Source organism: Streptomyces sp. TLI_55 (genome assembly GCF_900206255.1).
GTDB classification, from domain to species: domain Bacteria; phylum Actinomycetota; class Actinomycetes; order Streptomycetales; family Streptomycetaceae; genus Streptomyces; species Streptomyces aquilus.
This window is the reverse complement of sequence record NZ_OAOJ01000001.1, coordinates 991,992-1,016,236: the sequence shown is the minus strand read 5'-3', so window position 1 is coordinate 1,016,236 and position 24,245 is coordinate 991,992. Positions and strand designations below refer to the sequence as shown.

16 protein-coding genes are annotated in these 24,245 nt (G+C 72.7%); 5 read left to right on the top strand and 11 right to left on the bottom strand.

Translation table 11 applies throughout. The annotated features are described in order from the left end of the window. Positions 1-7: 7 nt before the first annotated feature. Positions 8-7,633, bottom strand: a complete 7,626-nt coding sequence (locus tag CRP56_RS04795; RefSeq protein ID WP_097260546.1) for a type I polyketide synthase — start codon at positions 7,631-7,633, stop codon at positions 8-10. Between the two features lie 253 nt (positions 7,634-7,886). Here CRP56_RS04795 and CRP56_RS04790 point away from each other — a divergent pair, with 253 nt between their 5' ends. Both CRP56_RS04790 and CRP56_RS04785 read left to right on the top strand, forming a co-directional pair. Further along, positions 7,887-9,047, top strand: a complete 1,161-nt coding sequence (locus CRP56_RS04790) for a S1 family peptidase (RefSeq protein WP_097260544.1) — start codon at positions 7,887-7,889, stop codon at positions 9,045-9,047. Between the two features lie 161 nt (positions 9,048-9,208). After that, a complete protein-coding gene (locus CRP56_RS04785; RefSeq protein WP_097260542.1) occupies positions 9,209-10,264 on the top strand; it encodes a glycoside hydrolase family 5 protein in 1,056 nt (351 codons plus the stop codon). A gap of 83 nt (positions 10,265-10,347) precedes the next feature. Here the strand turns inward: CRP56_RS04785 and CRP56_RS04780 are convergent, their stop codons facing one another. The 6 genes from CRP56_RS04780 to CRP56_RS04755 all read right to left on the bottom strand — a co-directional run bounded on the left by CRP56_RS04780 (position 10,348) and on the right by CRP56_RS04755 (position 15,145). Further along, positions 10,348-11,439 carry an acyltransferase family protein gene (locus CRP56_RS04780; RefSeq protein ID WP_097260540.1) on the bottom strand — a complete coding sequence of 364 codons (1,092 nt, stop codon included), beginning with the start codon at positions 11,437-11,439 and terminating at the stop codon, positions 10,348-10,350. Between the two features lie 145 nt (positions 11,440-11,584). Next, entirely contained in the window at positions 11,585-12,283 is a 699-nt protein-coding gene (locus tag CRP56_RS04775) for a LuxR C-terminal-related transcriptional regulator (RefSeq protein WP_097260538.1), read from the bottom strand. Between the two features lie 129 nt (positions 12,284-12,412). After that, entirely contained in the window at positions 12,413-13,585 is a 1,173-nt protein-coding gene (locus tag CRP56_RS04770; protein WP_097260536.1) for an acyl-CoA dehydrogenase family protein, read from the bottom strand. 30 nt (positions 13,586-13,615) lie between these two features. Continuing rightward, complete coding sequence (locus CRP56_RS04765; RefSeq protein WP_097260533.1) at positions 13,616-14,164, bottom strand: DUF2269 family protein; 549 nt, start codon at positions 14,162-14,164, stop codon at positions 13,616-13,618. A gap of 80 nt (positions 14,165-14,244) precedes the next feature. Beyond that, a complete protein-coding gene (locus CRP56_RS04760) occupies positions 14,245-14,820 on the bottom strand; it encodes a hypothetical protein (RefSeq protein WP_097260531.1) in 576 nt (191 codons plus the stop codon). Beyond that, positions 14,810-15,145, bottom strand: a complete 336-nt coding sequence (locus tag CRP56_RS04755; protein ID WP_097260529.1) for a hypothetical protein — start codon at positions 15,143-15,145, stop codon at positions 14,810-14,812. The genes CRP56_RS04760 and CRP56_RS04755 overlap by 11 nt, the downstream gene beginning before the upstream one ends. Positions 15,146-15,345: 200 nt before the next feature. On the opposite strand from CRP56_RS04755, the gene CRP56_RS04750 reads away from it, so the two are divergent. Next, positions 15,346-16,302, top strand: coding sequence for a zinc metalloprotease (locus CRP56_RS04750; RefSeq protein WP_257040011.1), 957 nt, complete (start codon positions 15,346-15,348; stop codon positions 16,300-16,302). A gap of 31 nt (positions 16,303-16,333) precedes the next feature. On the opposite strand, the gene CRP56_RS04745 is transcribed toward CRP56_RS04750, so the two are convergent. Next, positions 16,334-17,263: a LysR family transcriptional regulator gene (locus tag CRP56_RS04745; RefSeq protein ID WP_097260527.1), complete on the bottom strand. Its 930-nt coding sequence runs from the start codon at positions 17,261-17,263 to the stop codon at positions 16,334-16,336. Positions 17,264-17,313: 50 nt separating this feature from the next. On the opposite strand from CRP56_RS04745, the gene CRP56_RS04740 reads away from it, so the two are divergent. Next, positions 17,314-18,009 carry a type 1 glutamine amidotransferase domain-containing protein gene (locus CRP56_RS04740; protein WP_097260525.1) on the top strand — a complete coding sequence of 232 codons (696 nt, stop codon included), beginning with the start codon at positions 17,314-17,316 and terminating at the stop codon, positions 18,007-18,009. A gap of 78 nt (positions 18,010-18,087) precedes the next feature. On the opposite strand, the gene CRP56_RS04735 is transcribed toward CRP56_RS04740, so the two are convergent. After that, the gene (locus CRP56_RS04735; RefSeq protein ID WP_097260523.1) at positions 18,088-20,340 is read right to left on the bottom strand and encodes a heavy metal translocating P-type ATPase; all 2,253 of its coding nucleotides are present in this window, start codon (positions 20,338-20,340) and stop codon (positions 18,088-18,090) included. A 183-nt stretch (positions 20,341-20,523) separates the two neighbouring features. On the opposite strand from CRP56_RS04735, the gene CRP56_RS04730 reads away from it, so the two are divergent. After that, positions 20,524-21,495, top strand: a complete 972-nt coding sequence (locus CRP56_RS04730) for a DUF748 domain-containing protein (RefSeq protein ID WP_257040010.1) — start codon at positions 20,524-20,526, stop codon at positions 21,493-21,495. Here the strand turns inward: CRP56_RS04730 and CRP56_RS04725 are convergent. Together CRP56_RS04725 and CRP56_RS04720 are read right to left on the bottom strand one after the other, a co-directional pair. Continuing rightward, on the bottom strand, positions 21,470-23,296 hold the full coding sequence (locus CRP56_RS04725; protein WP_097260521.1) for a glycoside hydrolase family 15 protein: 1,827 nt from the start codon (positions 23,294-23,296) through the stop codon (positions 21,470-21,472). The genes CRP56_RS04730 and CRP56_RS04725 overlap by 26 nt on opposite strands. A 79-nt stretch (positions 23,297-23,375) precedes the next feature. Then, on the bottom strand, positions 23,376-24,155 hold the full coding sequence (locus CRP56_RS04720; RefSeq protein ID WP_097260519.1) for a DeoR/GlpR family DNA-binding transcription regulator: 780 nt from the start codon (positions 24,153-24,155) through the stop codon (positions 23,376-23,378). Positions 24,156-24,245: the final 90 nt, after the last annotated feature.

Genomic DNA, 24,245 nt, shown 5'->3' with positions numbered 1-24,245 from the left:
CGGTGGCTCACGCCGGCAGCCAGGCGCGCATCGCCGCGGCCGTGGTGTCGGCGTCGTGATGGACGAGCGTGTAGTGGTCGCCGGGGACGTCGACCGCATCGTGGGGGAGCGGCCAGCGCGGCTGCCAGTCGGCGTCGGGGTCGATGCGGAGCATCTGCGCGGTCGGGCGACCCCGTACCAGCAGGGTCGGGACCGGAGAGGGCTCCGGCTCCCAGTTCTCCAGCACCCGTGCGTAGCCGCCGCCCGCGATCAGCAGCGAGTCGTCGAACTCGGCGACGACGTCGGCGGGCAGTTCGGCACCGGCGGCCATCAGCGCCAACGCCCGCTCGTCGTCCCGGCGCAGCACACCCGCGTGCGCGTCGAGCAGGACCAGCCCCGCCGGTGGCCGGCCGGTCCGCGCGAGCTCCCGCGCCACCGCGTGCGCGATCGTGCCGCCCGCACAGTAGCCGACGAGGACGACCGGACCGCTCACCGACAAGGTCCGCAGAGTGTCGACATGCGTCCTGACGACCGCGTCCACGCTGTCCGGAACGGCCCGCCGGGGGCCCAGGCCGGGGTGTTCCAGCAGGAACAGGTCGCGTTCACCGTCGAACTGCTTGGCCAGACCGGCGGGAACGCGGTGGTACGGCGTGAGGTAGTCCGGGACGTAGACCAGGGCCGTGCCCGGGCCCTGCGCCAGCCGGACCGGCGGGACGGCATGCCGGGTGCGGTCGGCGGCGGTGAAGGAGGGCAGGGCGTGGGAGGCGAGGAAGCGCAGGCCCATGGCCTCCAACGGGCCGCGCTCACGCAGGACTTGGTGGTAGAGGGGGCCGAAACGGCAGGAGGCCGGTTCGTCCGCCGCGACCTCCGCTTCGGCGTCCGGCAGCACCTGACGCAGCGCCTCGTGCACATGCGCGGCCAGCGCGGGCAGCGTCGGATGGTCGAACACGATCGATGGCGCCAACCGTACCCGGGTGAACGCGCTGAGCCGGTTGCGGAACTGGACCGCCGTCAGCGAGTCGAAGCCGAGTTCGGTGAAGGCCCGCTCGGCGGGGAAGGCGGCGGCGTCCGGGAAGCCCAGCACCAGGGCCAGTTCGGCGCGCATCAACTCGGCCAGCACGGCCTCGCGTTCGCCCAACGGCACGGCGGCGAGCCGCTCACGCCAGGCACCGGGCGCCTGCGTGGGGGCACTGGTGGCGGGGGCGGCCGGGCGGCGCGGCAGCAGGTCCGTGAGCACCGGCGGCGCGGTCGGCGCGCGAAGCGCCGCCAGGTCCAACGCGATCGGCACGAGCACCGGTTCCGAGGTCCGCGACGCCCGGTCGAGCAGGTCGATGCTCTCCTCCTCGCCGAGGGACAGGACACCCCCGTCGGCGAGCCGCTGCGGAGCGACCTGGGCCGCCATGCCGTCGTTGTCGGCCGTCGTCCAAGGCCCCCAGGCCAGGGACTGCGCGGGCAGCCCCTGGGCGGTGCGATGGCGGGCGAGCGCGTCCAGGAATCCATTGGCGGCCGCGTAGTTGGCCTGTCCGGGGCGGCCGAGCACACCCGCGGCCGACGAGTAGAGCACGAACGCGGACAGCCCGAGCCCCTTGGTGGCCTCGTGCAGATGCCAGGCCGCGTCCGCCTTCGGCGCGAGCACGGCCGCCAGCCGCTCCGGCGTCAGACCGTCCACCACCCCGTCGTCCACGACGCCGGAGAGATGGAACACGGCGGTCAACGCCGCCCCACAGGCCGCCACCAGGTCATCGACGGCGTCCCGGTCGCTCACGTCGCACGCCATCACCCGTACCGTCGCGTCGAGTTCGGCGACCCACGTCGGCGTACGACCGCTCCGCCCGGCCAACACCACCTGACGCACCCCGTGCCGGTCGACGAGGTACCGGGCGAGACTCGCCCCGAGTGCCCCGGTGCCGCCGGTGATCAGCACCGTGCCGTCGGGATCGAGGACGGGTGCCTCGGTCTCGACGGTGGACGGCACTGTGGTCAGCCGGGGCACGAGCACGGCACCGTCGTGCAGGGCGACCTGCGGTTCGCCGGTGCGCAGCGCCGCCTCCAGGTCGGCCGGGGACGCCGGACCCCCGCGCCGGTCGACCAGCACGATCCGGCCGGGATGCTCGGACTGGGCGCTGCGGACGAGCCCGGCCACCGCCGCCTCGGCCGGGTCGGGATCGTCGCCGGTCGCGTTGTGGGTGAGGATCAGCAGCCGCCCGGGGCGGGAGTCGCCGACCCATTCCTGAATCCGCGCGAGCGTGCCGTCGAGCAGGCTCCGGACGCGGGCGGGTGTGTCCGTGTCCACGCCTGGCCTCGGCAGGTCGAACATCTCATGACGCGTATCGGCGTTGCCGCCTGCCGTCACCGGAAGCCATGCCAGGCGATACAACTCGCCCCGTGCAACCGGTCGTTGGGCTGGCAGCACCCGCGTGACCATCGACTCGACCGCGGCGAGCGGCTGCCCGGCGGGGTCGGTGAGTGTCACCCGGAACTCGTCCGGGCCGAGCCGTTCCAGGTGGGCCCGGGCGGTGGTGGCGCCGGTGGCGTACACCGTGAGCCCGGCGCAGGTGAGCGGGACCCGTGCCGCGCCGGGGCCGTCGGCCAGGAGCGCCGCGTGCAGGGCCGCGTCGAGCAGCGCGGGATGGAGCGTGTAGGACCCCGCGGTCGCCGCTTCCCTCGGCGGCAGGGCCAGTTCGGCGTACAGGGAGGTGCCCCGGCGCCACAGAGCGGTCACCGCGCGGAAAGCCGGTCCGTAGTCGTGGCCGTGCTCGGCGAGCCGGTCGTAGTCGACCGGGAGTCGCTCGGCACCGGCGGGCGGCCACACCCGGAGCGGTACGACGGGTGCCGCGCCGACCGGGGCGATCGTCGCCGTGGCGTGCCGCGTCCACGTCTCGCCCGCCTGCGCCCAGACGGCGACGGGCCGCTTCCCCTCCTCGTCCGGGCCGCCGGTGACGACCTGCACCCGCACCGCCTCCGACTCCGGCAGCACCAGCGGCTCCCGGAAGGCCAGTTCGGCCAGGCGTACGGGCCCGGACGCCCCGGCCGCGCGACAGGCCAGCTCGGCGAACGCCGCCGCGGGCAGCAGCACCCGGCCGCCGATCACATGGTCGGCGAGCCAGGACTGCCGTACGGCGGACAGCACCCCGGTGTGCCGGACGCCGGGCCCGTCGGCGTCCGGCTGGGCCTCGCCCAGCAGCGGATGCCCGGCCGCGACCGGGTGCCGTACCGCATGCAGCCAGTAGCGCTGCCGCTGGAACGGGTACGTCGGCAACGCGCGCCGCCGCGCGCCACTGCCCGCGTACACCGAGCGCCAGTCGACCGGCACCCCGTGCACATGGAGGGCGGCGAGCGCCCCGAGCGCTTCCCGCGCGTCGGCGCACGAAGCGAACACCGCGTCCGTGTCCGGCGCGACACACCCCTCGGCCGCCACGCTCAGCGCGGCGGCGGGACCGGCCTCGACGAACGCCGTCACGCCGGCCTCCGCCAGCCAGTTCACCGCGTCGGCGAACCGGACGGTCTCGCGCACCTGCCGTACCCAGTGGTCGGCGGTGGCGAGCGCGTCCGGCTCGGGGCGGCCGGTGACCGTGGAGACCACCGGCACGGACGGCCGCCGGTACGTCACGGTCTCGGCGACCGCGCGGAACTCGGCCAGCATCGGGTCGAGCAGCGGCGAGTGGAAGGCGTGGCTCACCCGCAGCCGGGTGCTCCGCCCGCCGAGCGAGGCGGCCAGCGCGGTCACCGCGTCCTCGTCGCCGGACACCACGACCGACGTCGGCCCGTTGACGGCCGCGATCGCCACCCGGCCGGGCGTCGCGGCGAGCCTGCGCGCGACCTCCGCCTCCGGTGCCCGCACCGCGATCATCGCGCCGCCCTCGGGCAACGCAGCCATCAGCCGGCCCCGCGCGGCCACGAGCCGGACCGCGTCGGCGAGCGAGAACACCCCCGCGAGATGGGCGGCGGCCAGCTCGCCGACGGAGTGGCCGACCAGGTAGTCCGGCCGTACATCCCATGCGGCGAGCAGCCGGTGCAGCGCCACCTCGAAGGCGAACAGGGCGGGCTGCGCGTAGTCCGTACGGTCCAGCAGAGCGCCGTCGGGGTCGTCGATCACCTCGCGCAGCGGCCGGTCCAGCAACGGCCCGAACAGCTCGCACACTTCGGTGAAGGCCGCATCGAACTCCGGGAAGGCGGCGGCCAGTTCGCGGCCCATTCCGGCCCGCTGCGTGCCCTGTCCCGCGCACAGCAGCGCCAGCTTCGGGGTGCCGCGCACCGCGCCCTTCAGGAGTCCGGGGCCGTCCTCGCCCGCCGCCAATCGGCGCAGTCCCGCGAGGAGTTCGGAGGCGCTGTCGGTCAGGACGGCCGCCCGGTGGGGGAGAGGGGTTCTCGTGGTCGCCAGCGAGTACGCCACGTCGAGTGCCGCGTCGTCCGTGACGTCCGCCAGCGCCTGTGCCAACTTCCCGGCGTGCGCTCGCAGTCCGGCCGCGTCGCCGCCGCTCACCAGCCAAGGGGCGGACAGCATAAGACGGTTCCCGCTGCCGACCGCGGCCTGCGACGGTGGCTCCTCGATGATGAGATGGGCGTTGGTGCCGCCGATGCCGAACGACGACACCGCCGCCCGGCGCGGCCGGTCGCGGCGCGGCCAGGGGCGCGGGCGGTCGAGGAGTCGTACCGCCCCCTCGGACCAGTCCACGTGCGGTGACGGCTCTTCCGCGTAGAGGGAGCGGGGGAGTTCGCCGTGGCGCATCGCCTCGATCATCTTGATCACTCCGGCGACTCCGGCGGCGGCCTGTGAGTGTCCGAGGTTGGACTTGACCGAGCCCAGCCACACGGGGTCCGCCGGGTCGCGGTCCTGGCCGTAGGTGGCCAGCAGGGCGCCCGCCTCGATCGGGTCGCCCAGCGCGGTGCCCGTGCCGTGGCCCTCGACCACGTCGACGTCCGCCGGGCCCAGGCCCGCGTCGGCCAGCGCCAGGCGGATGAGGTCGCGCTGGGCCTCGCCGTTGGGGGCGGTGAGGCCGTTGGACGCGCCGTCGGAGTTCACCGCCGACCCGCGCAGCACCGCCAGCACCGGGTGGCCGTGGCGCCGGGCGTCCGACAGCTTCTCCAGCAGCACCAGGCCGACGCCCTCGGCCCACGCGGTGCCCTCCGCGCCCGCCGCGAACGACCGGCACCGGCCGTCCGCCGACAGCCCGCGCTGCCGGCTGAACGCGATGAACGGCTGCGGACTCGACAGCACCGTCACCCCGCCGGCCAGCGCCAGTGTGCACTCGCCCGCCCGCAGCGCCTTCGCGGCCAGGTCCATCGCGACCAGCGACGACGAACACGCCGTGTCCACGGTCAGGGCCGGACCGCGCAGGCCGAGGACGTACGAGATCCGGCCCGAGGCGACACTGCCCGACGAGCCGATGCCGATGTGCGACTCCAGCTCGTGCGGCGAGAGCCCGCTGCCGTACCCGGCGTGCATCAGGCCCACGAACACGCCGGTCGCGCTGGAGCGCAGCGCGGGCGCGGGGATGCCGGCGCGCTCCAGCGTCTCCCACGCGACCTCCAGGAGCAGCCGGTGCTGTGGGTCCATCGCCAGGGCCTCACGCGGCGAGATCCCGAAGAACAGCGGGTCGAAGTCGGCCGCGCCGTCGAGGAAACCGCCGCGGCGGGTGTACGTCGTGCCGAGCCGGTCGGGGTCGGGATCGTGCAGGGCATCGACGTCCCAGCCGCGGTCGGCCGGGAAGTCACCGGTGGCGTCCACACCGTCGGAGACCAGCCGCCACAGGTCCTCCGGCGAGCTCACCCCGCCCGGGTAGCGGCAGCCGACGGCGACGATCGCCACCGGCTCGGCCTCCGGGCCGCGCGGCGGCGGGACCGTCGCCGGTGCCGCCCCGCCGGTCATCCGGGTGTCCAGGTGGGCGGCGACCGCGGCCGGGGTCGGGTGGTCCCAGACCAGGGTCGCCGGCAGCCGCAGTCCGGTGCGCAGGCTGAGCCGGTGCCACAGGGTCATGGCGTCCATCGAGGTCAGCCCGAGGTCGGCGAACGCGGTAGCGGGGTCGGCGACCGTGCCCCGGATCGCCTCGGCCTCCCGGCACACCAACTCCGTGAGCGCGGCCCGTCGTTCACCGGCGGTCAGACCGGCCAGCCCCGCGAGGTCCGGCGCCGGGGGCCGCTCGGCGAGCGTCTCGCGCAGCACCGCCCGGCGCGGCTTGCCCGCCGCCGTGCGCGGGACGGCCGGCGTGAACAGGACCTCCTCGGGCACCTTGTGCGCCGACAGCACCGCCGCGCACCCGCGCAGCAGCCCGGCGGGGTCCAGCGACTCCTCCGCCGGGACCACGAACGCCACCGGGACCTCGCCCAGCAGCGGATGCGCCCGCGCCACCACGGCCGCGTCCCGCACCCCGGGCAGACCCCGCAGCACCCCCTCGACCTCGGCCGGGTCGACGTTCTCGCCACCCCGCACGATCCGGTCGTTGAGTCGTCCGGTGACGGTCAGACAGCCGCCCGCACCCCACCGCCCCAGATCTCCGGTGCGGTACCAGCCCTCGCGCAGGGCGTCGGCGTCCGCCTCGGGCCGGTTGTGATAGCCGAGCATGACGCCGGGACCGCGCACCCAGATCTCGCCCTCGCCGCCGGCGACGTCCAGGCCGCTGTCCGGGTCGACCAGCCGGACGTCCATGCCGGGCACCGGCGTGCCGCTGCTTCCCGGCACCCGCGGGCCGTCCAGCGACTCCATGGCGATCTTGCCGCAGGTCTCGGTGGAGCCGTACCCGTCGAGCAGAGGCGCCCCGAACCGCCGCTCCACCTCCTCCCGCAGCTCCGGGTCGCTCGGCGCGCCCGCGGTGACGCACACGCGCAGCGAGGGCACCGCACCGAGGCCCGTGTCGAGCAGCTGCCGGAAGGTGAGGGGCACCCCGCCGAGCACGGTCGGCTCGAACTCGCCGATCAGCCGCGTGAGATGGGCAGGCCCTGCGGCCGAGGTGATGCGGGCGCTCGCCCCGGCCACGGTCGTGCCGAGGACGCACAGGGAGTGGGCGTAGGTGTGGGCGAGCGGCAGGGGCCACAGCACCCGGTCCGTGGCGGTCAGTCCGAGCCGGGGCAGATAGCAGGCGAACGACGACCAGAGCGCGGAGCGTTGACTCGACACGGCCGCCGTGGGCGTGCCCGAGGTGCCGGACGTGTAGAGCAGCCAGGCGGGTTCGTCCAGACCGAGGTCGTCACGGGGCGCGGCCCGCTGCCCCGAGACCAGATCCTCGAAGTGCGACGCGCCTTCCGGCACGGGCCCCTCACCGATCACCACCAGCCGCACCGGCCGCCCCGCGACCATGCCCGCGATCCGTGGCAGCCGCCGCTGGTCGGTGACGACCACGGCAGGGTCGCAGTCCGCCAGCAGCTGGGCCAGCTCCGTGTGGGTGGCACGGGGCGGCAACGGCACCCCGACCGCCGCCGCGCGCACGGTCGCCAGGAGGCCCTCGACCAGTTCCACGCCGTTGTCGAGGAAGAACGCCACCCGGGTTCCGCGGGCGACTGCCAGTCCGGTCGCCAACCGTGCGGTCCTGCGGTCGAGTTCGGCCCAGCTCACCCCGCGCCGGTCGTCGGCGAACGCGAGCCGCTCGCCGTACCGTACGGCGTTCTCCACGAGGAGCTCCGGCACCGGCCGAACCCTGATCGCGTCCGCCACACCCATCGGGCCTCCTGTCGGGGGAGTCCGCTCCGCTGCGGATCTTGGACCAGCCTATGCCGGGCCGTCCCGACGACGCGCCGGACCCGGGCGAGTTGAGCCAGATCACGTGACCGTCGGCAGACTGGCCGAATTGGTATGGACCTGACCATGAGCAGCCGCTAGGCTCGGCCCGGCCACACCTCTGAGAGCGCTCTCAGCATCCTGCTGTTCCCCGCTGTTCCACCCCACTCACTGGAACGACGAAGGGCCAACCCCCATGAGACGCACCAGACTTGCCCATGCCGCCCTGGCCGTGCTGCTCACACTCGGCGCCGGCTTCGCGGCGGGCACCGCACCCGCTACCGCCTCCTCCGGCGATGCACATGCGGCGAAGGCGCCCGCCTCCGCCGGTCTCCTCACCGCCCTGCAACACGACCTGCACCTCACCAAGGCCCAGGCCGAGCGGCGGCTCGCCGCCGAGCAGCGGGCCACGGCCGCCGAGCCCAAGGCCCGCAAGGCCGCCGGGAGTTCACTCGGCGGCACCTGGTACGACGCCGGCTCCGAAACCCTGACCGTGGGCCTCACCCCGGACGCGCCACCGGCGACCGTCCGGGCGGTGCGGGCCACCGGCGCCGACGTCCGCACCGTCGCCCACACGGCCCGCGAACTCGCCGCCACCCAGGCACGACTGGACAAGCTCAACGCCCCGGCGGGCATCGCCGGTTGGCGTGTCGACCCGCGGGCGAGCACGGTCGTCGTCGACGTCGTCGCGGGCGAGAAGGCCGACAACGATGTCCGGCGCTTCGTGGACCGGGCCCACCGCACCGGCCCCGTCACGGTCCGGCACGTCTCCACCGCACCGCGGACCTTCGCCGCCGGAACCGTCGGCGGCGACCCCTTCTACACCGGCAACGTCCGCTGTTCCATAGGCTTCTCGGTGTACGGCGGGTTCATCACCGCCGGACACTGCGACCAGCACACCGGTGCCGTCTACGGCTGGGACCGCAGCTACGTCGGCAACTTCCAGGGCTCGTCGTTCCCCGACAACGACTACGCCTGGGTCAACGTGGGCAGCGGCTGGTGGACGGTGCCGGTCGTGCTCGGCTGGGGCACCGTCTCCGACCAGCTGGTGCGCGGCTCCAACGTGGCGCCCGTGGGCTCCTCCATCTGCCGGTCCGGCTCGACCACGCACTGGCACTGCGGCACGGTCCTCGCCATGAACGAGACCGTCAACTACAGCCAGGGCGCGGTGCATCAGATGACCAAGACCAGCGTCTGCGCCGAACCGGGAGACTCCGGCGGCTCGTTCATCAGCGGCGACCAGGCCCAGGGCGTCACGTCCGGCGGCTGGGGCAACTGTTCCAGCGGCGGCGAGACCTGGTTCCAGCCCGTCAACGAGATCCTCAACCGGTACGGCCTCACCCTGCACACCGCCTGAACCGTGGGGGCCCGGCCGTGCCTGCGGGCCGGGCCCCGTCACGCGCTGCCGTCGCAACGGATGTTACGTGCGGGAAACCTTGACGGTCGTGGGGGTGGATGCCACGATTCCGGCGCCGTGATGTTTACGTAAACATCCTGTCGCTCCGGAAGGGTACGTCGATGCGCAAGACCCCTGTCAGCACCCGTCTCAAGCCCCGCACCCGGGCCGCCCTCGCCGCGGTCGCGATCGCCGCCGTCACCGCCGCCGGCCTCGCGGGCAGCCCCGCCTCCGCCGCGCCGAGCATCGACACCACCCAGTTCAAGGGGGTCAACTGGGCCGACCCGCGCGACAACTTCGCCGACGACCTGCTCCAGCTGTCCGGCCTGTCGACCAGCGACACCTACGCCCAGACCTACACCAAGGCCGGCCGTATCATCTCCGCGTTCCGCGCCAACCTCGGCGCCAACACGGTCCGGCTGCCGATCAACCCGTACACGGTCAACGGCGCCTACTGGAAGTCGTACCGCGCCGTCATCGACGCCGCGACGGCCCACGGCTTCAAGGTGATCGTGTCCTACTGGGAGGGCACGGGCGACCGCAAGGACGGTTACATCGACGACGAGGCCACCTACTGGCCGATGTGGAACACCGTCGTCAAGGCCTACAAGGGCAACCCGAAGGTCTACTTCGAGCCGATGAACGAGCCGCACGGCTACACCGACACCGAGTGGGCCGACATCGCGGCGAAGTGGCTCGACACCTACAAGTCCGTGCCGCGCAACCGCGTCTTCGTCAGCGGCGCCGGCTACAACGACCACGTCACGTCCGTCTGCGCCGACCCGCGCCTGAAGGGCACGTACCTCTCCCTGCACCACTACGGCTTCTGGAAGTCGTACGCCACCTACGACGAGTGGGTCGCCGACCTGAAGGTGCGCATCGGCGACTGCGCGAACCGGACCGTCGCCGACGAGTTCGGGGCGCCGATGACCACCGGCCTGAACTACAACGTGAAGACGCCGGACGACAACTACGTCAACTTCATCCAGGCCGTCACCGACACCTTCCGCGAGCTGAAGATGGGCTCGGTGTACTGGCCGGGCCTGCGGACCGACGACATCTACTCGATACAGGAGCTGACCGGTGACCCCGCGAAGCCCTGGCTGAAGACCACCAACCAGTCCGGCGCGGACCGCCTGGCCTGGGCCTGGCAGCGCGGCAAGCCGGTCGGCGAGTGAGCTGATCCCGAGGGGTGCCGTGCGCTGGTCGGCGGACGGCACCCCTCGGGCGCGGTGGTCGCGGTTCAGTGACCACCGCGCGCTCACCCGACCGCGGCCACCCGCTCCCTCCGCCCGTCCCGTCCGAAGAACCACGGCAGGTCCGGCTCCACGGCGAAGCGGAAGACCCGGCGCACCGGCGGGGTGCACAGCAGGGTCACGGTCACCGCGGCGACGGCCGTGACGGCGAGCGCGCCGAGCGGTGTGTGGACCCACGCGGGCCCGTACCAGCCCCAGGGCTCGGAGCCCTGCGCGACGAACCCGTGCAGCAGATAGCCGTACAGCGTGCCCGCGCCAAGCGTGGTGAACCACGTCCGTCTCCCGGGCACCCACGCGAGGAAGCACGCCACCAGCAGCACCGAGCAGCCGAACAGCACCGGTGTCATGACCAGGCCGGACCAGCCGGGCGCACCCAGCTCCTGGACGCTGTCCCGGTGGTAGAACCAGGCACCGCTCAGCCGCGGCACCGCCCAGTAGGCCACACCGAGCGCACCCGCGAACACCGGCACCGCCAGCAGCCGCGCCGACCTGCGGCGCACCAGCCGGAAGTGCTCCGGCCGCAGACACAGGCCCAGCACGAAGTACGGCAGGAACTGCAACGTGCGCTGGAGATCGAGGTCCTCGCCGATCGACGGCGTCACGCTCGCCAGGACCGCGACACCGAGCGCGAGGGACAGCGGCCGGCGCACGTGCCGCCACACCGGGGTGGTCAGCCGCCAGATGAACAACGCGGCCAGGAACCAGGTCAGATACAGCGGTTCCAGGAGGCTGACCGGACGGTCCGGGACGCCGTCGGTCCAGCGCGTCCAGAGGGTGTACGCCGTCTCGAAGACGACATAGGGGAGGGCGACCCCGGTCACCAGCCGTCGCAGCCGCCGCGGGCTCGCGTCGAAGGTGCGGGAGAAGTAGCCGGCGATGACGATGAACGCCGGCATGTGGAAGGCGTACACGAGCATGTAGAGCGCGCTGACCGTCCGGTTGCCGTCGCGCAGCGGCTCCCACGCGTGGCCGGTCGCCACCAGCACGATCGCCAGGTACTTGGCGTTGTCGAAGAACGCGTCGCGGTCCTCGGCGGGCCGGCCGGGGCCGGGCGCCGGGTCCTGGACCGGCGGGCGGTCCGCGAGGGGTCCGCTCACCGCACTGCCCCCGGTACGCCGCGCGGGAGTCGCGCGGTGCCGGGGGCCGGTCTGGCGGACGTGGGGGACGGGACCATGGAGGCGGGAGGCTGGAACATCCCCCGCGCCTGACCGGTTCTCGCGGACTCAAACGTCCGCGGTGACCTCAGGCGGCGGGCCGCACCAGACCCGTCTCGTAGGCGAAGACCACCGCGTGCACGCGGGCGCGCGCTCCGATCTTGGCGAGGATGTGGCTGACATGGGACTTCACGGTCGTCGGGGCGATGCTCAGCCGCGCCGCGATCTCCGCGTTCGACCAGCCGGAGGCGATGGCGGTCAGGACGTCGCGTTCCCGTTCGGTGAGCGTGTCCAGGCCGACCCCGGTGGTGGCGGGACGGACCGGCTGCTGCTGCCGGACGGTGTCGATGAGGGCGCGGGTCAGGTTGGGGGTGATGACGGCGTCCCCGACGGCCACGACCCGTATGGCGGCGACCAGTTCCTCGGGGGCGGCGCTCTCCAGGACGAACCCGCCGGCCCCGGCCCGCAGTCCGGCGTAGGCGTGCTGCTCATGGGTGTCGGGCGCGAGGACGAGGACGCGCGGCGGGCGGGCCGCCGCTTCGGAGAGGCCGGGGGAGGCGGCGAAGGCCGGGGGATGGGTGATCCGGCGGATGACATCGATGCCATCGGTGTCCTGGACGCGGCCGTCGAGCAGGACGACGTCCGGGCGCAGCACGGCGCTCATGCGGACCGCTTCGGCGCCGGTGGTGGCCTCGCCCGAGACGGTCAGGTCGGGCTGGTCCGTCAGGAGCATGCGCAGGCCGAGACGCTGGAGCGACTGGCTGCTGACGATGAGTACAGAGGTCATGGTGGCGACCCTCCTGAACGAAACGGTTTCGTTCGCTTGGGATTCAGCATAGCCCCGAGACCAGCGATACGACATCGTTTCCTTCGTGGTCTGGATCACCTCTCCAGCGCGCCACGAGCGACCCCTGGATCAGAGGAACGGCGTCCCGGCATCGAGCCCGGACAGCACCCGCCCGTACAGCTCCAGGTTGGTGGCCGGATTGACGAAGGAGTGCAGGTTGAGCGCGTGCAGATCGCGGACCGCCCGCTGCACCGGCACGTCCAGGCGCAGCGAGGACGCGCCGGACGCGGAGGCGATCAGATCGACGGCCTCCTTGCACAGCCGCGCCACATAACCGGTCTGCGCCCGGATCTTCGCCCGCTCCTCCTGGGTGAACGGCTCCCCGGCCTCGATACGGGCGACGAACTCGTCCGCCAGCAGTTCGGCGCAGGAGATCTTCATCGCCGCCTCGGCGGCCTGGAGGTGCGTCACGGTCGCCTCGTGCTGCCGCGCGTGGAAGGTGTAGGTGATGCCCCGCCGGTGGATGCGCTCCGTGAACCCCGCCAGGGACGCCCGCGCCAGACCGAGCGCGTGCGGGGCCGTCCACGCGCAGAACAGCAGCAGGACGGGCATCCGGTAGAAGGGGTCGTCGGCGTTCGCCTTCGAGGGGAACTCGCCCGCCAGCAGCGGCCCGACGGGCAGGACGCGGTGCGCGGGCACGAAGACGTCCTGGGCGACGACGCTGTTGCTGCCTGAGCCGGCCAGCCCGGAGACGTGCCAGTCGTCGAGGATCTCCAGCTCCGACACGGGTACGGCCGTCCACAGCACTTCGGGCGGCCCCTCGCCGGACTCGACCCGGACGGTCAGCAGATGCCAGTCGGCGTGCCGGCACCCGGTGGCGAAGCCCGAGGTGCCGTTGACCAGATATCCCCCGTCCACGGCGACCGCCGTGGCGTCCGGGACGAGCGTGCCGCCGACCCGCACCTCCGGGCTCGCGAAGATCTCGGCCTGCGCCTCGTCGGGGAAGAGCGCGGCGATGAACGCGCAGCCCGCCTGGATCAGGGCGGTGAAACCGGCCGACCCGCACGCCCCGGCCACCTCGGCCAGCACGTCGACCTGGGTGCGCAGCCGCGTCTGGTGGCCGCCGTACCGCCGGGGGACGTTCATCCGGTGGACGCCGGCCTCGGTGAGCGCCGCGACGACCTCGCCGGTCACCCGCCTCTCCTGCTCGGTCCGCAGCGCGTGTTCGGCGATCAGTGGACGTATCTCCCGTACGCGCGCGAGGAGTTCGGAGTCGGAGCGGGGTGCCGACGCTGAAGTCATGGACGCCCTCCGGAGTCGTCTGACGGACCATCACCGTGACGCGGTCTCGGCGGGGGCGTCAATGGCGCCTCGGGCGGCGGGAGTTGAGGCGGCCCGATGCTTGCGCCCGCGCCGGGTCGGCCCCCAGGGCTTGAGCACCGAGATCACCGTCATGAAGACGTACGCGCTCGACGAGACGATCGGTCCGAACAGGACGTCACCGGTGTCCGGCAGCGGGTGCCCCGCGGCGACGGCGGCGACCGCGGAGTTCACGGCCGGGCGCAGGACGAACGCCGTCGCGGTGAGCGTGGCCAGGGACAGCCAGAACTTCGTGTAGACCCACTTGTGCCGCGCCAGCCCCCAGGGCGTGCCCAGCGAGAGCAGCAGTCCGCTGAGAAAGGTGAGGAGCGCGAGCGGGAGGAGGAGCCAGTCGGCGAACAGCTTCATGGCCCGGACCGAGGACTCCACGATCACCGGGTCGCCGGTGGTGGCCGCGGTGATCCCGAGTGCCAGCAGGCCGAGGGTGAGGCCGAGCCAGCCGGCGGAGGCGACGACGTGGAGGACGAGGGAGCCCTTGCGGGCCGGGCGGCTGAGTTTCATGGCTCCCACGGTGCCGGGCCGGGGCGGCGAGGTCGTCTCACAGCGGGAGTAAGCCGGCGTACTGACGGGGGAGTACGCCGTCAGCCCTTCGGCAGGAACGCGCTCAGGGCGTCGATGAGACGGTCGAGGGCGGGGTGCGCCGCGGAGCGGTCGGTCGTGAGCGTGCGGCCGTCGAAGCGGAGCCGGTACTGGAAGAGGTCGGCGGCGCCGGTGTTGACCGTGAGGTCGGGGACCTCGCCGAGCGCCGGGTCGCCGAGGAGCGTCCGCAGCCGCGTGAACTCGGCCGCGCGGAGGTGGCGCGTCGCGGAGGTGCCGTTGTCGCGGGCGTGGACGGTGCCGTCGCCGCGCAGGACCACCTGCCGGGAGACGCCGGCGAAACCGCCGCTGATGCTCAGGGACACGAGGGTCTGGGCGGGGTCAGGGGTCGGTGTCGGTGAGGGTGCCGGTGTCGTGGCTCCAGCCGTCGCCTCCGGCGCCGCGGCCCCGGAGCTGTCGGCGCCGGAAGTGACGGTCGGCTCCGGCGCCGCCGCCCGTGAGTCCTGGGCGGCGGAGGCAAGGGTGGACCCCGGACCCGCGCCCCCGGACTCCTCGGCGCCGCACCCTGTCAGCGCCAGCGCACCGACCGCCGCCACCGCCACAGCACCGCTACGGAACATGCCGCCCCCCGTCCGCGGCCCGCACCTTGAGGATCTGGTCGTCGACGTGCAGAACCTCCAACTGGCGTTCCGCGTCCGGGAGGTTGAGGGCGAGCCGTCGGCCCTCCTGGTCCGCAGGTGCCCAGCTGCCGGTCCGGCGCCCCGGGGCGTCGCCGCGTCCGAGGGGCCGCTCGGTGAAGGTGCCGTCGGCGGCGAACTCCAGTGCGCGGCGGCCCCGCGCGGGCGGCAGCGGGTACCCGGCCCGGCGGTAGACCGTCACGCCGGGCGAGTCCTCCTCGTACGAATGCACCCATGCGCCGATCAGCTCCGGCGGCGGACCGCTCATGCTCGGGCACCTCCTGCTCCCTGCCGGTTCAGCCGGAAACCTGTCCGGTTGACCCGATACGGAATGCAACGCCGTACTTACCGTGAATTCGGTGATTCCGCTGACCGTGTCCGTGCGGTCGCCCTACCGTAAACCTCAACGGGCCCGTTCCACCCTCTCCTCCGCGTCGCACGGACGCGGCCATCGTCAGGCGGTGCAGCGTGCCCGAGAACGAGATCGACGAGACCACCCCCGTCCCCACCCGCCGTGTCTGCGGCACGATGCCGGTGCACCGGCGGCTGCTGACCGAGAACGCCTCCTACGCCCTGGCGCGGGACGCGGTGGAGAACACGGCCTTCGCCTTCGAGACCGGCCTGGAGACCTCGGCCCGCGCCGGCGTCACGGTCATCCCGGTGGTCGTGCACGTCGTCCACCGCACGCCCGAGCAGAACATCGGCGACGCACAGATCGCCAGCCAGATCGAGGTCCTGAACCGGGACTACCGGATGCTCAACCCGGACATCTCGAAGGTCCCCGAGGTCTGGCAGCCCCTCACCGCCGACTGCCGCATCGAGTTCGCGCTCGCCACCGAGGACCCCTTCGGCGCGCCCACCGACGGCATCACCCGCACCGAGACCGCGAGCGACCTCTTCCGCACGGACGACGGCGTCAAGTTCGCGGCGAGCGGCGGCCATGACGCCTGGCCCGCCGACCGGTACCTCAACCTGTGGGTCGCCCCCCGCATCGAGGACCCCGACCCCACCCTCGGCGAGATCCTCGGCTACGCCCAGTTCCCGGGCGGCCCGCCCGAGACCGACGGCGTGGTCATCGGGCACCGCTTCTTCGGTACGACGGGTACGGCACAGGCGCCCTTCGACCTCGGCCGGACCGCCACCCACGAAGTGGGCCACTGGCTGAACCTCTTCCACATCTGGGGCGACGACGGCCAGGGATGCAGCGGCACCGACTTCGTCGCGGACACCCCCAACGCGGGCGGCCCCAACTTCGGCACCCCCACCTTCCCGCACGTGACCTGCAACAACGCACCCGACGGGGACATGTTCGTCAACTACATGGACTACACCGACGACATCGCGATGTTCATGTTCACCCAGGGACAGGCGGCCCGTATCGACGCGACCCTGGAGGGCGCCCGCTCCTCGTTCCTCAAGCCCTGAGCGCTCAAGCCCTGCGTTTCTGAAGCCCTGACTACCACTCCCGGGCGGCGCGCAGCAGATGGTCGCGTACGACGGCCACGTGCGGGTTGCCCGAGACACCGGGGCGCTGCACCAGGAAGCCGGTGTTGATGGGCGGGTCTTCCGGATCGTGCAGCAGGACCAGCACGCCGGACGCCAGCTCGTCGGCACAGAGATAGCGGGGGAGCACCGAGAAACCCGTACCGCCCGCGACCGCCGCCCGGACCGCGTTCAGGTCGGGCATCGTCACCGCGGGCTGGCACACCAGACGCTTGCCGAAGACATGCCGCCAGTAGCGGCGCACGATCGGCAGGTCCTCGGCGTACGCGACCAGGGGGACGCCGTGCAGCGCGGCGGCCCCCTCCGCCGCGAGCCGGGCCGCGCCACCGATCCGCTCCGCCCACGCGGGCCCGGCGACCAGCACGAACTCCTCGTCGTTGAGCGCCACCGCCGTCAGCGTCCGGCCGCGCGGCCGGAAGGTGGCGATCACCAGGTCGTGCCGGCCCGCGCGCAGATCCTCCAGCAGCGGCTCGGTCAGACCGGGCGTGACCCGCAGCCGTACGCCCTTCTCCACGAGCGGCGCGATGCCCGGCAGGACGGAACGGGTCAGGAGCTCGGCCGGACCGGCGAGGTGTACGGGCTCGGCGGGGGTGTCCTCCGGCCGCGCCGCCGAGGCGAGCGCGTCCAGGGGCTCGACGATCCGGGCGGCCAGTTCGTCCGCGTAGGGCGCGGGCGCCACCCCGCGGGCCAGACGCTCGAACAGCTCCCGGTCCAGCTGCCGCTCCAGGGCGCGGATCTGGGTCGTCACCGTGGGCTGCGACAGGCCGAGCAGGCGGGCGGCGGCCGTGAAGGAGCCGGTACGGTACACGGTCAGGAACGTGCGCAGCAAGTTCAGGTCGAGGGGGCCTCCGGCCGGGTGGTCATTGGATTCCCTATCTCTCATATACGTGAGCCTATTGGATTTCTATGGGTGTGCTCGCCTACGTTCGACCCATGTCAAAGATCCTCTTCGTCATGACCGGCGCCGACCACTGGACCCTCGCGGACGGCACCCTGCACCCCACGGGCTTCTGGGCCGAGGAGGCCGTCGCCCCGTACCAGGCCTTCAAGGCCGCCGGACACGAGATCGTCGTGGCCACCCCCGGCGGCGTCGTCCCCACCGTCGACAAGGGCAGCCTCGCGCCCGCGTTCAACGGCGGCCAGGAGGGCGCCGACCGTACCGCCGCCGCGCTCGCCGCGATGACCGAGCTCCAGCACCCGGTCAAGCTGACGGACGTCGACCTCGACGACTACGCCGCCGTCTTCTACCCCGGCGGCCACGGCCCCATGGAGGACCTGGCCGTCGACGCCGACTCCGGGAAGCTGCTCACCCGCGCCCTGGAGTCCGGCAAGCCGCTCGGCGTGGTCTGCCACGCCCCGGCCGCGCTGCTCGCCGCGGTGAAGGACGACGGCACCAACACCTTCGCCGGCTACCGGGTGGCCGCGTTCACCAACGACGAGGAGATCCAGGGCGGCCTCGCAGACAAGGCCAAGTGGCTGCTCCAGGACCGGCTGACCGAGGCGGGCGTCGACGTCCAGGTCGGCCAGCCGTGGGCGCCGAAGGTCGTCGTCGACCGCAACCTCGTCACCGGCCAGAACCCGGCATCGTCGGCGCCGCTCGCCGACGAGCTGCTGAAGAAGCTGGGCTGACCCGGGCTCCGCTGAGGGCATGGGACGGCGGCCCGCTGAACTCCTCTTCAGCGGGCCGCCGTTCCTGTCGTACGACGCTCAGTTCGCGGCCTTGAACGACCGCAGCCGCAGCGAGTTGCCCACCACGAACACCGACGAGAAGGCCATCGCCGCCCCCGCGAGCATCGGGTTGAGCAGGCCGGCCGCGGCGAGCGGCAGGGCGGCCACGTTGTAGGCGAAGGCCCAGAACAGGTTGGACCGGATCGTGCCGAGGGTGCGCCGGGCCAGCCGGATGGCGTCCGCCGCCGCGCGCAGGTCGCCGCGGACGAGGGTCAGGTCGCCGGCCTCGATGGCGGCGTCCGTGCCCGTCCCCATGGCGAGCCCCAGATCGGCTTGGGCCAGGGCGGCCGCGTCGTTGACGCCGTCACCGACCATCGCCACCGAACGCCCCTCGCCCTGAAGGCGCTTGACGACGTCGACCTTGTCCTGCGGCAGCACCTCGGCGATGACGTCCTCGGGCGCGATGCCGACCTCGCGGGCGACGGACTGCGCCACCGCCGCGTTGTCACCGGTCAGCAGGATCGGCGTCAGGCCCAGCGCCCGCAGCCGCGTGATCGCCTCGGCGCTGGTCTCCTTGACGGCGTCGGCGACTTCGAGGACCGCCCGCGCCTCCCCGTCCCAGGCGACCGCGATCGCCGTACGACCGGACGCCTCGGCCTCGGACTTCAACCGGGCGAGCTCCACAGGAAGTTCCATCGCCCACTCTTCGAGCAGCCGCTCCCGGCCGACCAGGACCGCGTGACCGTCGACGATCCCCTGCACACCCAGGCCGGGCACGTTCGCGAAGTCCTCCGGCGTGGGCAGCGAACCCAGCTTCGTCAGCGCGCCGTCGGCGACGGCACGGGCGATGGGGTGCTCGGAGGCGTGCTCCAACGCGCCCGCCAGCCGCAGGACTTCGGCCTCGTCGGTGCCGTCGGCCGTGTGCACGGCCAGCAGTGTCATCCGGCCCGTGGTGACCGTGCCGGTCTTGTCGAGGACGATCGTGTCGACCTTGCGGGTGGACTCCAGGACCTCGGGACCCTTGATGAGAATGCCGAGCTGGGCACCTCGGCCCGTGCCCACCAGCAGCGCGGTCGGCGTGGCCAGCCCCAGGGCGCACGGGCAGGCGATGATCAGCACGGCGACCGCGGCGGTGAACGCGGCCGTCAGTCCGGCGCCGTTGCCGAGCCAGAAGCCGAGGGTGCCGAGCGCGAGGGCGATCACGACCGGGACGAACACCGCGGAGATCCGGTCCGCGAGCCGCTGCGCCGCCGCCTTGCCGTTCTGCGCGTCCTCCACCAGCTTGGCCATGCGGGCGAGTTGGGTGTCGGCGCCGACCCGGGTGGCCTCGACGACGAGCCGTCCGCCGGCGTTGACGGTGGCACCGGTGACCGCGTCGCCCTGGGCGACCTCCACCGGCACGGACTCGCCGGTCAGCATCGAGGCGTCGACGGCCGAGGAGCCCTCGACCACCGTGCCGTCGGTGGCGATCTTCTCGCCGGGCCGGACCAGGAACCGGTCACCGACCTTCAACTCACCGACGGCAACGGTCTGTTCACGCCCGTCGGCACCGAGCACGGTCACGTCCTTGGCGCCCAGCTCCAGCAGCGCCCGCAGCGCGGCACCCGCCTTGCGCTTGGAGCGTGCCTCGAAGTACCGCCCGGCCAGGATGAACGCGGTGACGCCGGCCGCGGCCTCCAGATAGATGTTCCCGGCGCCGTCGCCGCGGGCGATCGTCAGCTCGAAGGGGTGCGTCATACCCGGCTCGCCCGCGGTGCCGAGGAACAGCGCCCACAGCGACCAGCCGAACGCGGCCAGCGTGCCGACCGAGATCAGCGTGTCCATGGTCGCGGCGCCGTGCCGCGCGTTGGTGAACGCCGCCTTGTGGAAGGGCCATCCGGCATAGGTCACGACCGGCGCCGCCAGCGTGAGCGACAGCCACTGCCAGTACTCGAACTGCAGAGCCGGGATCATGGCCATCGCGACGACGGGCACGGCGAGGAGTACCGCGGTCGTCAACCGCTGGCGCAGGGTGCGCAGTTCGTCGTCCACGGGCTCGTCGTCGCCGGGGTCCTCCGGTGGTGACGGCTCCTGCGCGGTGTACCCGGTCTTCTCGACGGTCGCTATCAGGTCCTGGACGGAGACGTCACCGGCGAAGCTGACCTTCGCCTTCTCGGTGGCGTAGTTGACCGTGGCGGTGACCCCGTCCATGCGGTTGAGCTTCTTCTCGATGCGTGCGGCGCAGGAGGCGCAGGTCATGCCGCCGATGGCGAGCTCGACCTCGGAAGGGGCTCCGGTCGCGGTGGTGGTCATCGCTGCTGCTCCTCGTGGACTGGACAGGGGGGCGGAGTGTCGCCGCCATGGCCCAAGATATACCCATAGGGGGTATCCGGTGCAAGCATCGAAACGGCTTGACTTCATACCCCCTGGGGGTATTGTCAACTGCATCGAGGCCCTGGCGACCGAGGCGGGGCCGTGATCTCCGAGGAGCAGGCCATGCATGCCGGACTCAAGATCTCCGCGTTCGCCGCCGCGCTCGCCGCTACCTTCGGCACCGCCTACGGCGTGGGCAAGGGCATCGACCCGGTGATCACGGAGGGGGCGCCCGCCGCTCATGACGGCCATGAGGAAGGGGGCGGCGGGGGCGGTCACCAGGAATCTTCGGGCAGCGGTCACCAGGAAGCCCCGGCCGGCGGGCTCCAGATCTCCGAGGGCGGCTACACCCTCGACCTGAAGACCCCGCGGGTCACGGCCGGGCAGCGGACCGAGCTGCGCTTCGCGGTGTGCGACTCCGCGGGCCGTGCCGTCACCGCGTACCAGCGCGAGCACGACAAGGAACTCCACCTCATCGTCGCCTCACGCGACCTTGGCACCTACCGCCATCTGCACCCCACCCGCGCCGCCGACGGCACCTGGAGCATCCCCGTCGAGCTGCCTAGCGCGGGCGGCTACCGCGTCTTCGCCGACTTCACCCCGGCGAAGAAGGGCGCCGAGAACCTCGTCCTCGGCGCGGACCTGGCGGCCTCGGGCAGCTACACGGCCCAGAAGCTCCCGGCGCCGACCGGCACCGCGACCGTCGACGGCTACAAGGTCGAGCTGGCCGGCGGCCTGACCCCGAACACCGCGACCGAGCTCAAGCTCAAGGTCTCCCGCGACGGCCGCCCCGTCACCGACCTCCAGCCCTACCTCGGCGCCTACGGCCACCTCGTCGCGCTGCGCTCCGGCGACCTGGCCTACCTCCACGTCCACCCGGGCGGCGCACCGGGCGACGCCGCGACCGAGTCCGGTCCGGACATCTCCTTCACGGCCACCGCGCCCAGTGTCGGGACGTACCGCCTGTTCCTCGACTTCAAGCACCAGGGACAGGTCCACACGGCGGCGTTCACCGTGACCACCGGTGAAGGGCACGGAGGCGTCGAGACGCGCACGGGCACTGACCTGTTCAGCCCAGCGCCCGGTCCAGGTTGAACGCCGCGCTGATCAGGGCGAGATGGGTGAACGCCTGGGGGAAGTTGCCCTGTTGCTCACCGGTGTGGCTGATCTCCTCGGCGTACAGGCCGAGATGATTGGCGTACGTCAGCATCTTCTCGAAGGCGAGCCGTGCCTCGTCGACCCGGCCGGCGTGCACCATCGCCTCGACGTACCAGAACGAGCAGATCGAGAACGTGCCCTCGTCGCCGCGCAGTCCGTCCGGGCTGGCCAGCGGGTCGTAGCGGTAGACCAGCGAGTCCGAGACCAGCTCCTGGGTCAACGCGTCGAGTGTGGACAGCCACTTGGGGTCGGTCGGGGCGATGAACTTGGACAGCGGCATCATCAGCACGGCCGCGTCCAGCACATCGCCGTCCTCGTGCTGCACGAACGCCTGCCGGGCCTCCGACCAGCCCCGGCTCATGATCCGCCGGTAGATGGTGTCCCGGCACTCCCGCCAGCGGAGCAGATCGGCGGGCAGGCCACGGCGGTTGGCCATGCGGATCGCGCGCTCGATCGCCACCCAGCACATCAGGCGCGAGTACAGGAAGGTCTTCCGGCCGCCGCGCGTCTCCCAGATGCCCTCGTCGGGCTGGTCCCAGTGCGCGCACACCCAATCCACCAAGGCGCACACGTCGTCCCACTGGGCGCTGGAGATCGGCTTGGCCCACTTGTCGTAGAGGTAGATGGAGTCGATCAGGGCGCCGTAGATGTCGAGTTGGAGCTGGTCCGAGGCCGCGTTGCCGATCCGGACCGGTGCGGAGCCCTGATGCCCTTCCAGGTGCGGGAGTTCGGACTCGGTGAGGTCGGTGCGGCCGTCGATGCCGTACATGATCTGCAGCGGCCCGGACGGCTTGCCGTCGCCCGGACTGATGTGCTTGGTCACGAAGTTCATGAACGCCTCGGCCTCCTCGGTGAAGCCGAGGCGCAGCAGCGCGTAGACGCAGAACGCGGCGTCGCGCACCCACACGTACCGGTAGTCCCAGTTGCGTTCGCCGCCCAGCTGCTCGGGCAGGCTCGTCGTCGGCGCGGCGACGATCGCGCCGGTCGGCGCGTAGGTGAGGAGCTTGAGGGTGAGGGCCGAGCGGTGCACCATCTCCCGCCAGCGCCCCCGGTACTTGGACTGCGACAGCCAGCGCCGCCAGTACGCCACCGTGGTCGCGAACTGCTCCTCGGCCTCGGTCCGCGCGCACCGGCGCGGCGACACGTCCCCGCCGACCTGGTCCAGCGCGAACACCGCCGACTCGCCCTCCGCCAGCTTGAAGTCGGCGCGCGCGTCCAGGCCGTCCGTCTCCAGCGGCACGGTCGCGGTCAGGCTCAGCGACAGCCTGTCGGACTCGAAGACCGCCACGTCGCCGACCATGCGCAGCCGGTGCTGCTGCCGGCCGTAGTCGAAGCGCGGGGCGACCCGGGTCCGGAACGGGATCGAACCCCGTACGCACACCACCCGCCGGATCAGCCGGTGCCGCTCCACCTCGGCCTTCTCGCCGTCCACGGGCATGAAGTCCTGGACCTCGCCGACCCCGTCCTCGGTGAAGAAGCGGGTGATCAGGACGTTGGTGTCGGGGAAGTAGAACTGCTTGGTCCGGGCCGGGACCGAGGCCGCCAGCTCGAACGCGCCGCCCCGCTCGGAGTCCAGGATCGCCGCGAACACGCTCGGCGCGTCGAAGGACGGGCAGCAGTACCAGTCGATGGTGCCGTCCGTGCCCACCAGGGCCACGCTGCGCAGATCGCCGATGAGGCCGTGCTCGGCGATCGGCAGATACGGCCGGTCGGGCTGGTCGGTCGATGGTCCGCTCATGGCAGCCTCCATGAAGCCCAGCCTAGGTCGATCCGGTGGCGCCGGTGCCCAGAACGAGGGGGGATCTTCGCCGGCCGTCTCAGACCGCGAGCACCCTCACCCCCGCCTCCTCGAAGCGCCGTACCGTCTCCGTGCCCACGGCGGTGTCCGTGACCAGGACGTCCACCGACTCCGCCGCGCAGATCCGGGCGAACGCCCGCTGCCCCAGCTTGCTGGAGTCGGCGGCCACGACCACCCGCTCGGCCCGCTCGCACAGCAGCCGGTTGATCGCCGCCTCCGCCTCGTCGGCCGCGGCGGCCCCGTGCGTGGCATCGAAGGCGACCACGCCGAGCACCGCCACATCGAGGGTGATCTGGCTCAGCACCCCGTCCGCGAGCGGCCCGATGAGCTCGTACGACTGCGCCCGCGCGACCCCACCGGTCACCACGATCTTGAACTGGGGGCGCACGGCCAGCTCGTTGGCGATGTTGAGCGCGTTGGTGACCACGGTCAGCGCGGGCGAGCCGGACGCCAGGTCGCTGCGCACGGCCAGGGCGCGCGCCACCTCCGTGGTGGTCGTACCACCGGTGAGCCCCACCGCCTCACCGGGCGCGACGAGATCCGCGACCGCCTTGGCGATGCGCTGCTTCTCGGAGGCGTGCCGGGCGGTCTTGTAGCGCAGCGGCAGCTCGTACGACACCCCGTGCACGACCGCCCCGCCCCGTGTGCGCACGAGCATCTGCTGCTCGGCCAGCTGGTCGAAGTCGCGCCGGATCGTCGCGGCGGAGACCTCCAGCTCGGCGGCGGCCTCCTCGACCTCCAGCCGGCCGCGCTCGACGAGCAGTTCCAGCAGCGCCTTCCAGCGGGCGTCGCGGGACATGCGCACTCTCCCATCCTCGATCACCCGGCGACCCTAGCGCACCCCGCAGCCGCCCGAATGCTTGATCCTGCTCGAAAGCTCGCTATATCT

What these genes read in the sequence shown, in the direction of transcription:
- CRP56_RS04795 (WP_097260546.1), bottom strand. Translation starts at nt 7,633, where the DNA reads ATGGGTGTGGCGGACGCGATCAGGGTTCGGCCGGTGCCGGAGCTCCTC.
- CRP56_RS04790 (WP_097260544.1), top strand. Translation starts at nt 7,887, where the DNA reads ATGAGACGCACCAGACTTGCCCATGCCGCCCTGGCCGTGCTGCTCACA.
- CRP56_RS04785 (WP_097260542.1), top strand. Translation starts at nt 9,209, where the DNA reads ATGCGCAAGACCCCTGTCAGCACCCGTCTCAAGCCCCGCACCCGGGCC.
- CRP56_RS04775 (WP_097260538.1), bottom strand. Translation starts at nt 12,283, where the DNA reads ATGACCTCTGTACTCATCGTCAGCAGCCAGTCGCTCCAGCGTCTCGGC.
- CRP56_RS04770 (WP_097260536.1), bottom strand. Translation starts at nt 13,585, where the DNA reads ATGACTTCAGCGTCGGCACCCCGCTCCGACTCCGAACTCCTCGCGCGC.
- CRP56_RS04765 (WP_097260533.1), bottom strand. Translation starts at nt 14,164, where the DNA reads ATGAAACTCAGCCGCCCGGCCCGCAAGGGCTCCCTCGTCCTCCACGTC.
- CRP56_RS04760 (WP_097260531.1), bottom strand. Translation starts at nt 14,820, where the DNA reads ATGTTCCGTAGCGGTGCTGTGGCGGTGGCGGCGGTCGGTGCGCTGGCG.
- CRP56_RS04755 (WP_097260529.1), bottom strand. Translation starts at nt 15,145, where the DNA reads ATGAGCGGTCCGCCGCCGGAGCTGATCGGCGCATGGGTGCATTCGTAC.
- CRP56_RS04745 (WP_097260527.1), bottom strand. Translation starts at nt 17,263, where the DNA reads ATGAGAGATAGGGAATCCAATGACCACCCGGCCGGAGGCCCCCTCGAC.
- CRP56_RS04740 (WP_097260525.1), top strand. Translation starts at nt 17,314, where the DNA reads ATGTCAAAGATCCTCTTCGTCATGACCGGCGCCGACCACTGGACCCTC.
- CRP56_RS04735 (WP_097260523.1), bottom strand. Translation starts at nt 20,340, where the DNA reads ATGACCACCACCGCGACCGGAGCCCCTTCCGAGGTCGAGCTCGCCATC.
- CRP56_RS04730 (WP_257040010.1), top strand. Translation starts at nt 20,524, where the DNA reads ATGCATGCCGGACTCAAGATCTCCGCGTTCGCCGCCGCGCTCGCCGCT.
- CRP56_RS04725 (WP_097260521.1), bottom strand. Translation starts at nt 23,296, where the DNA reads ATGAGCGGACCATCGACCGACCAGCCCGACCGGCCGTATCTGCCGATC.
- CRP56_RS04720 (WP_097260519.1), bottom strand. Translation starts at nt 24,155, where the DNA reads ATGTCCCGCGACGCCCGCTGGAAGGCGCTGCTGGAACTGCTCGTCGAG.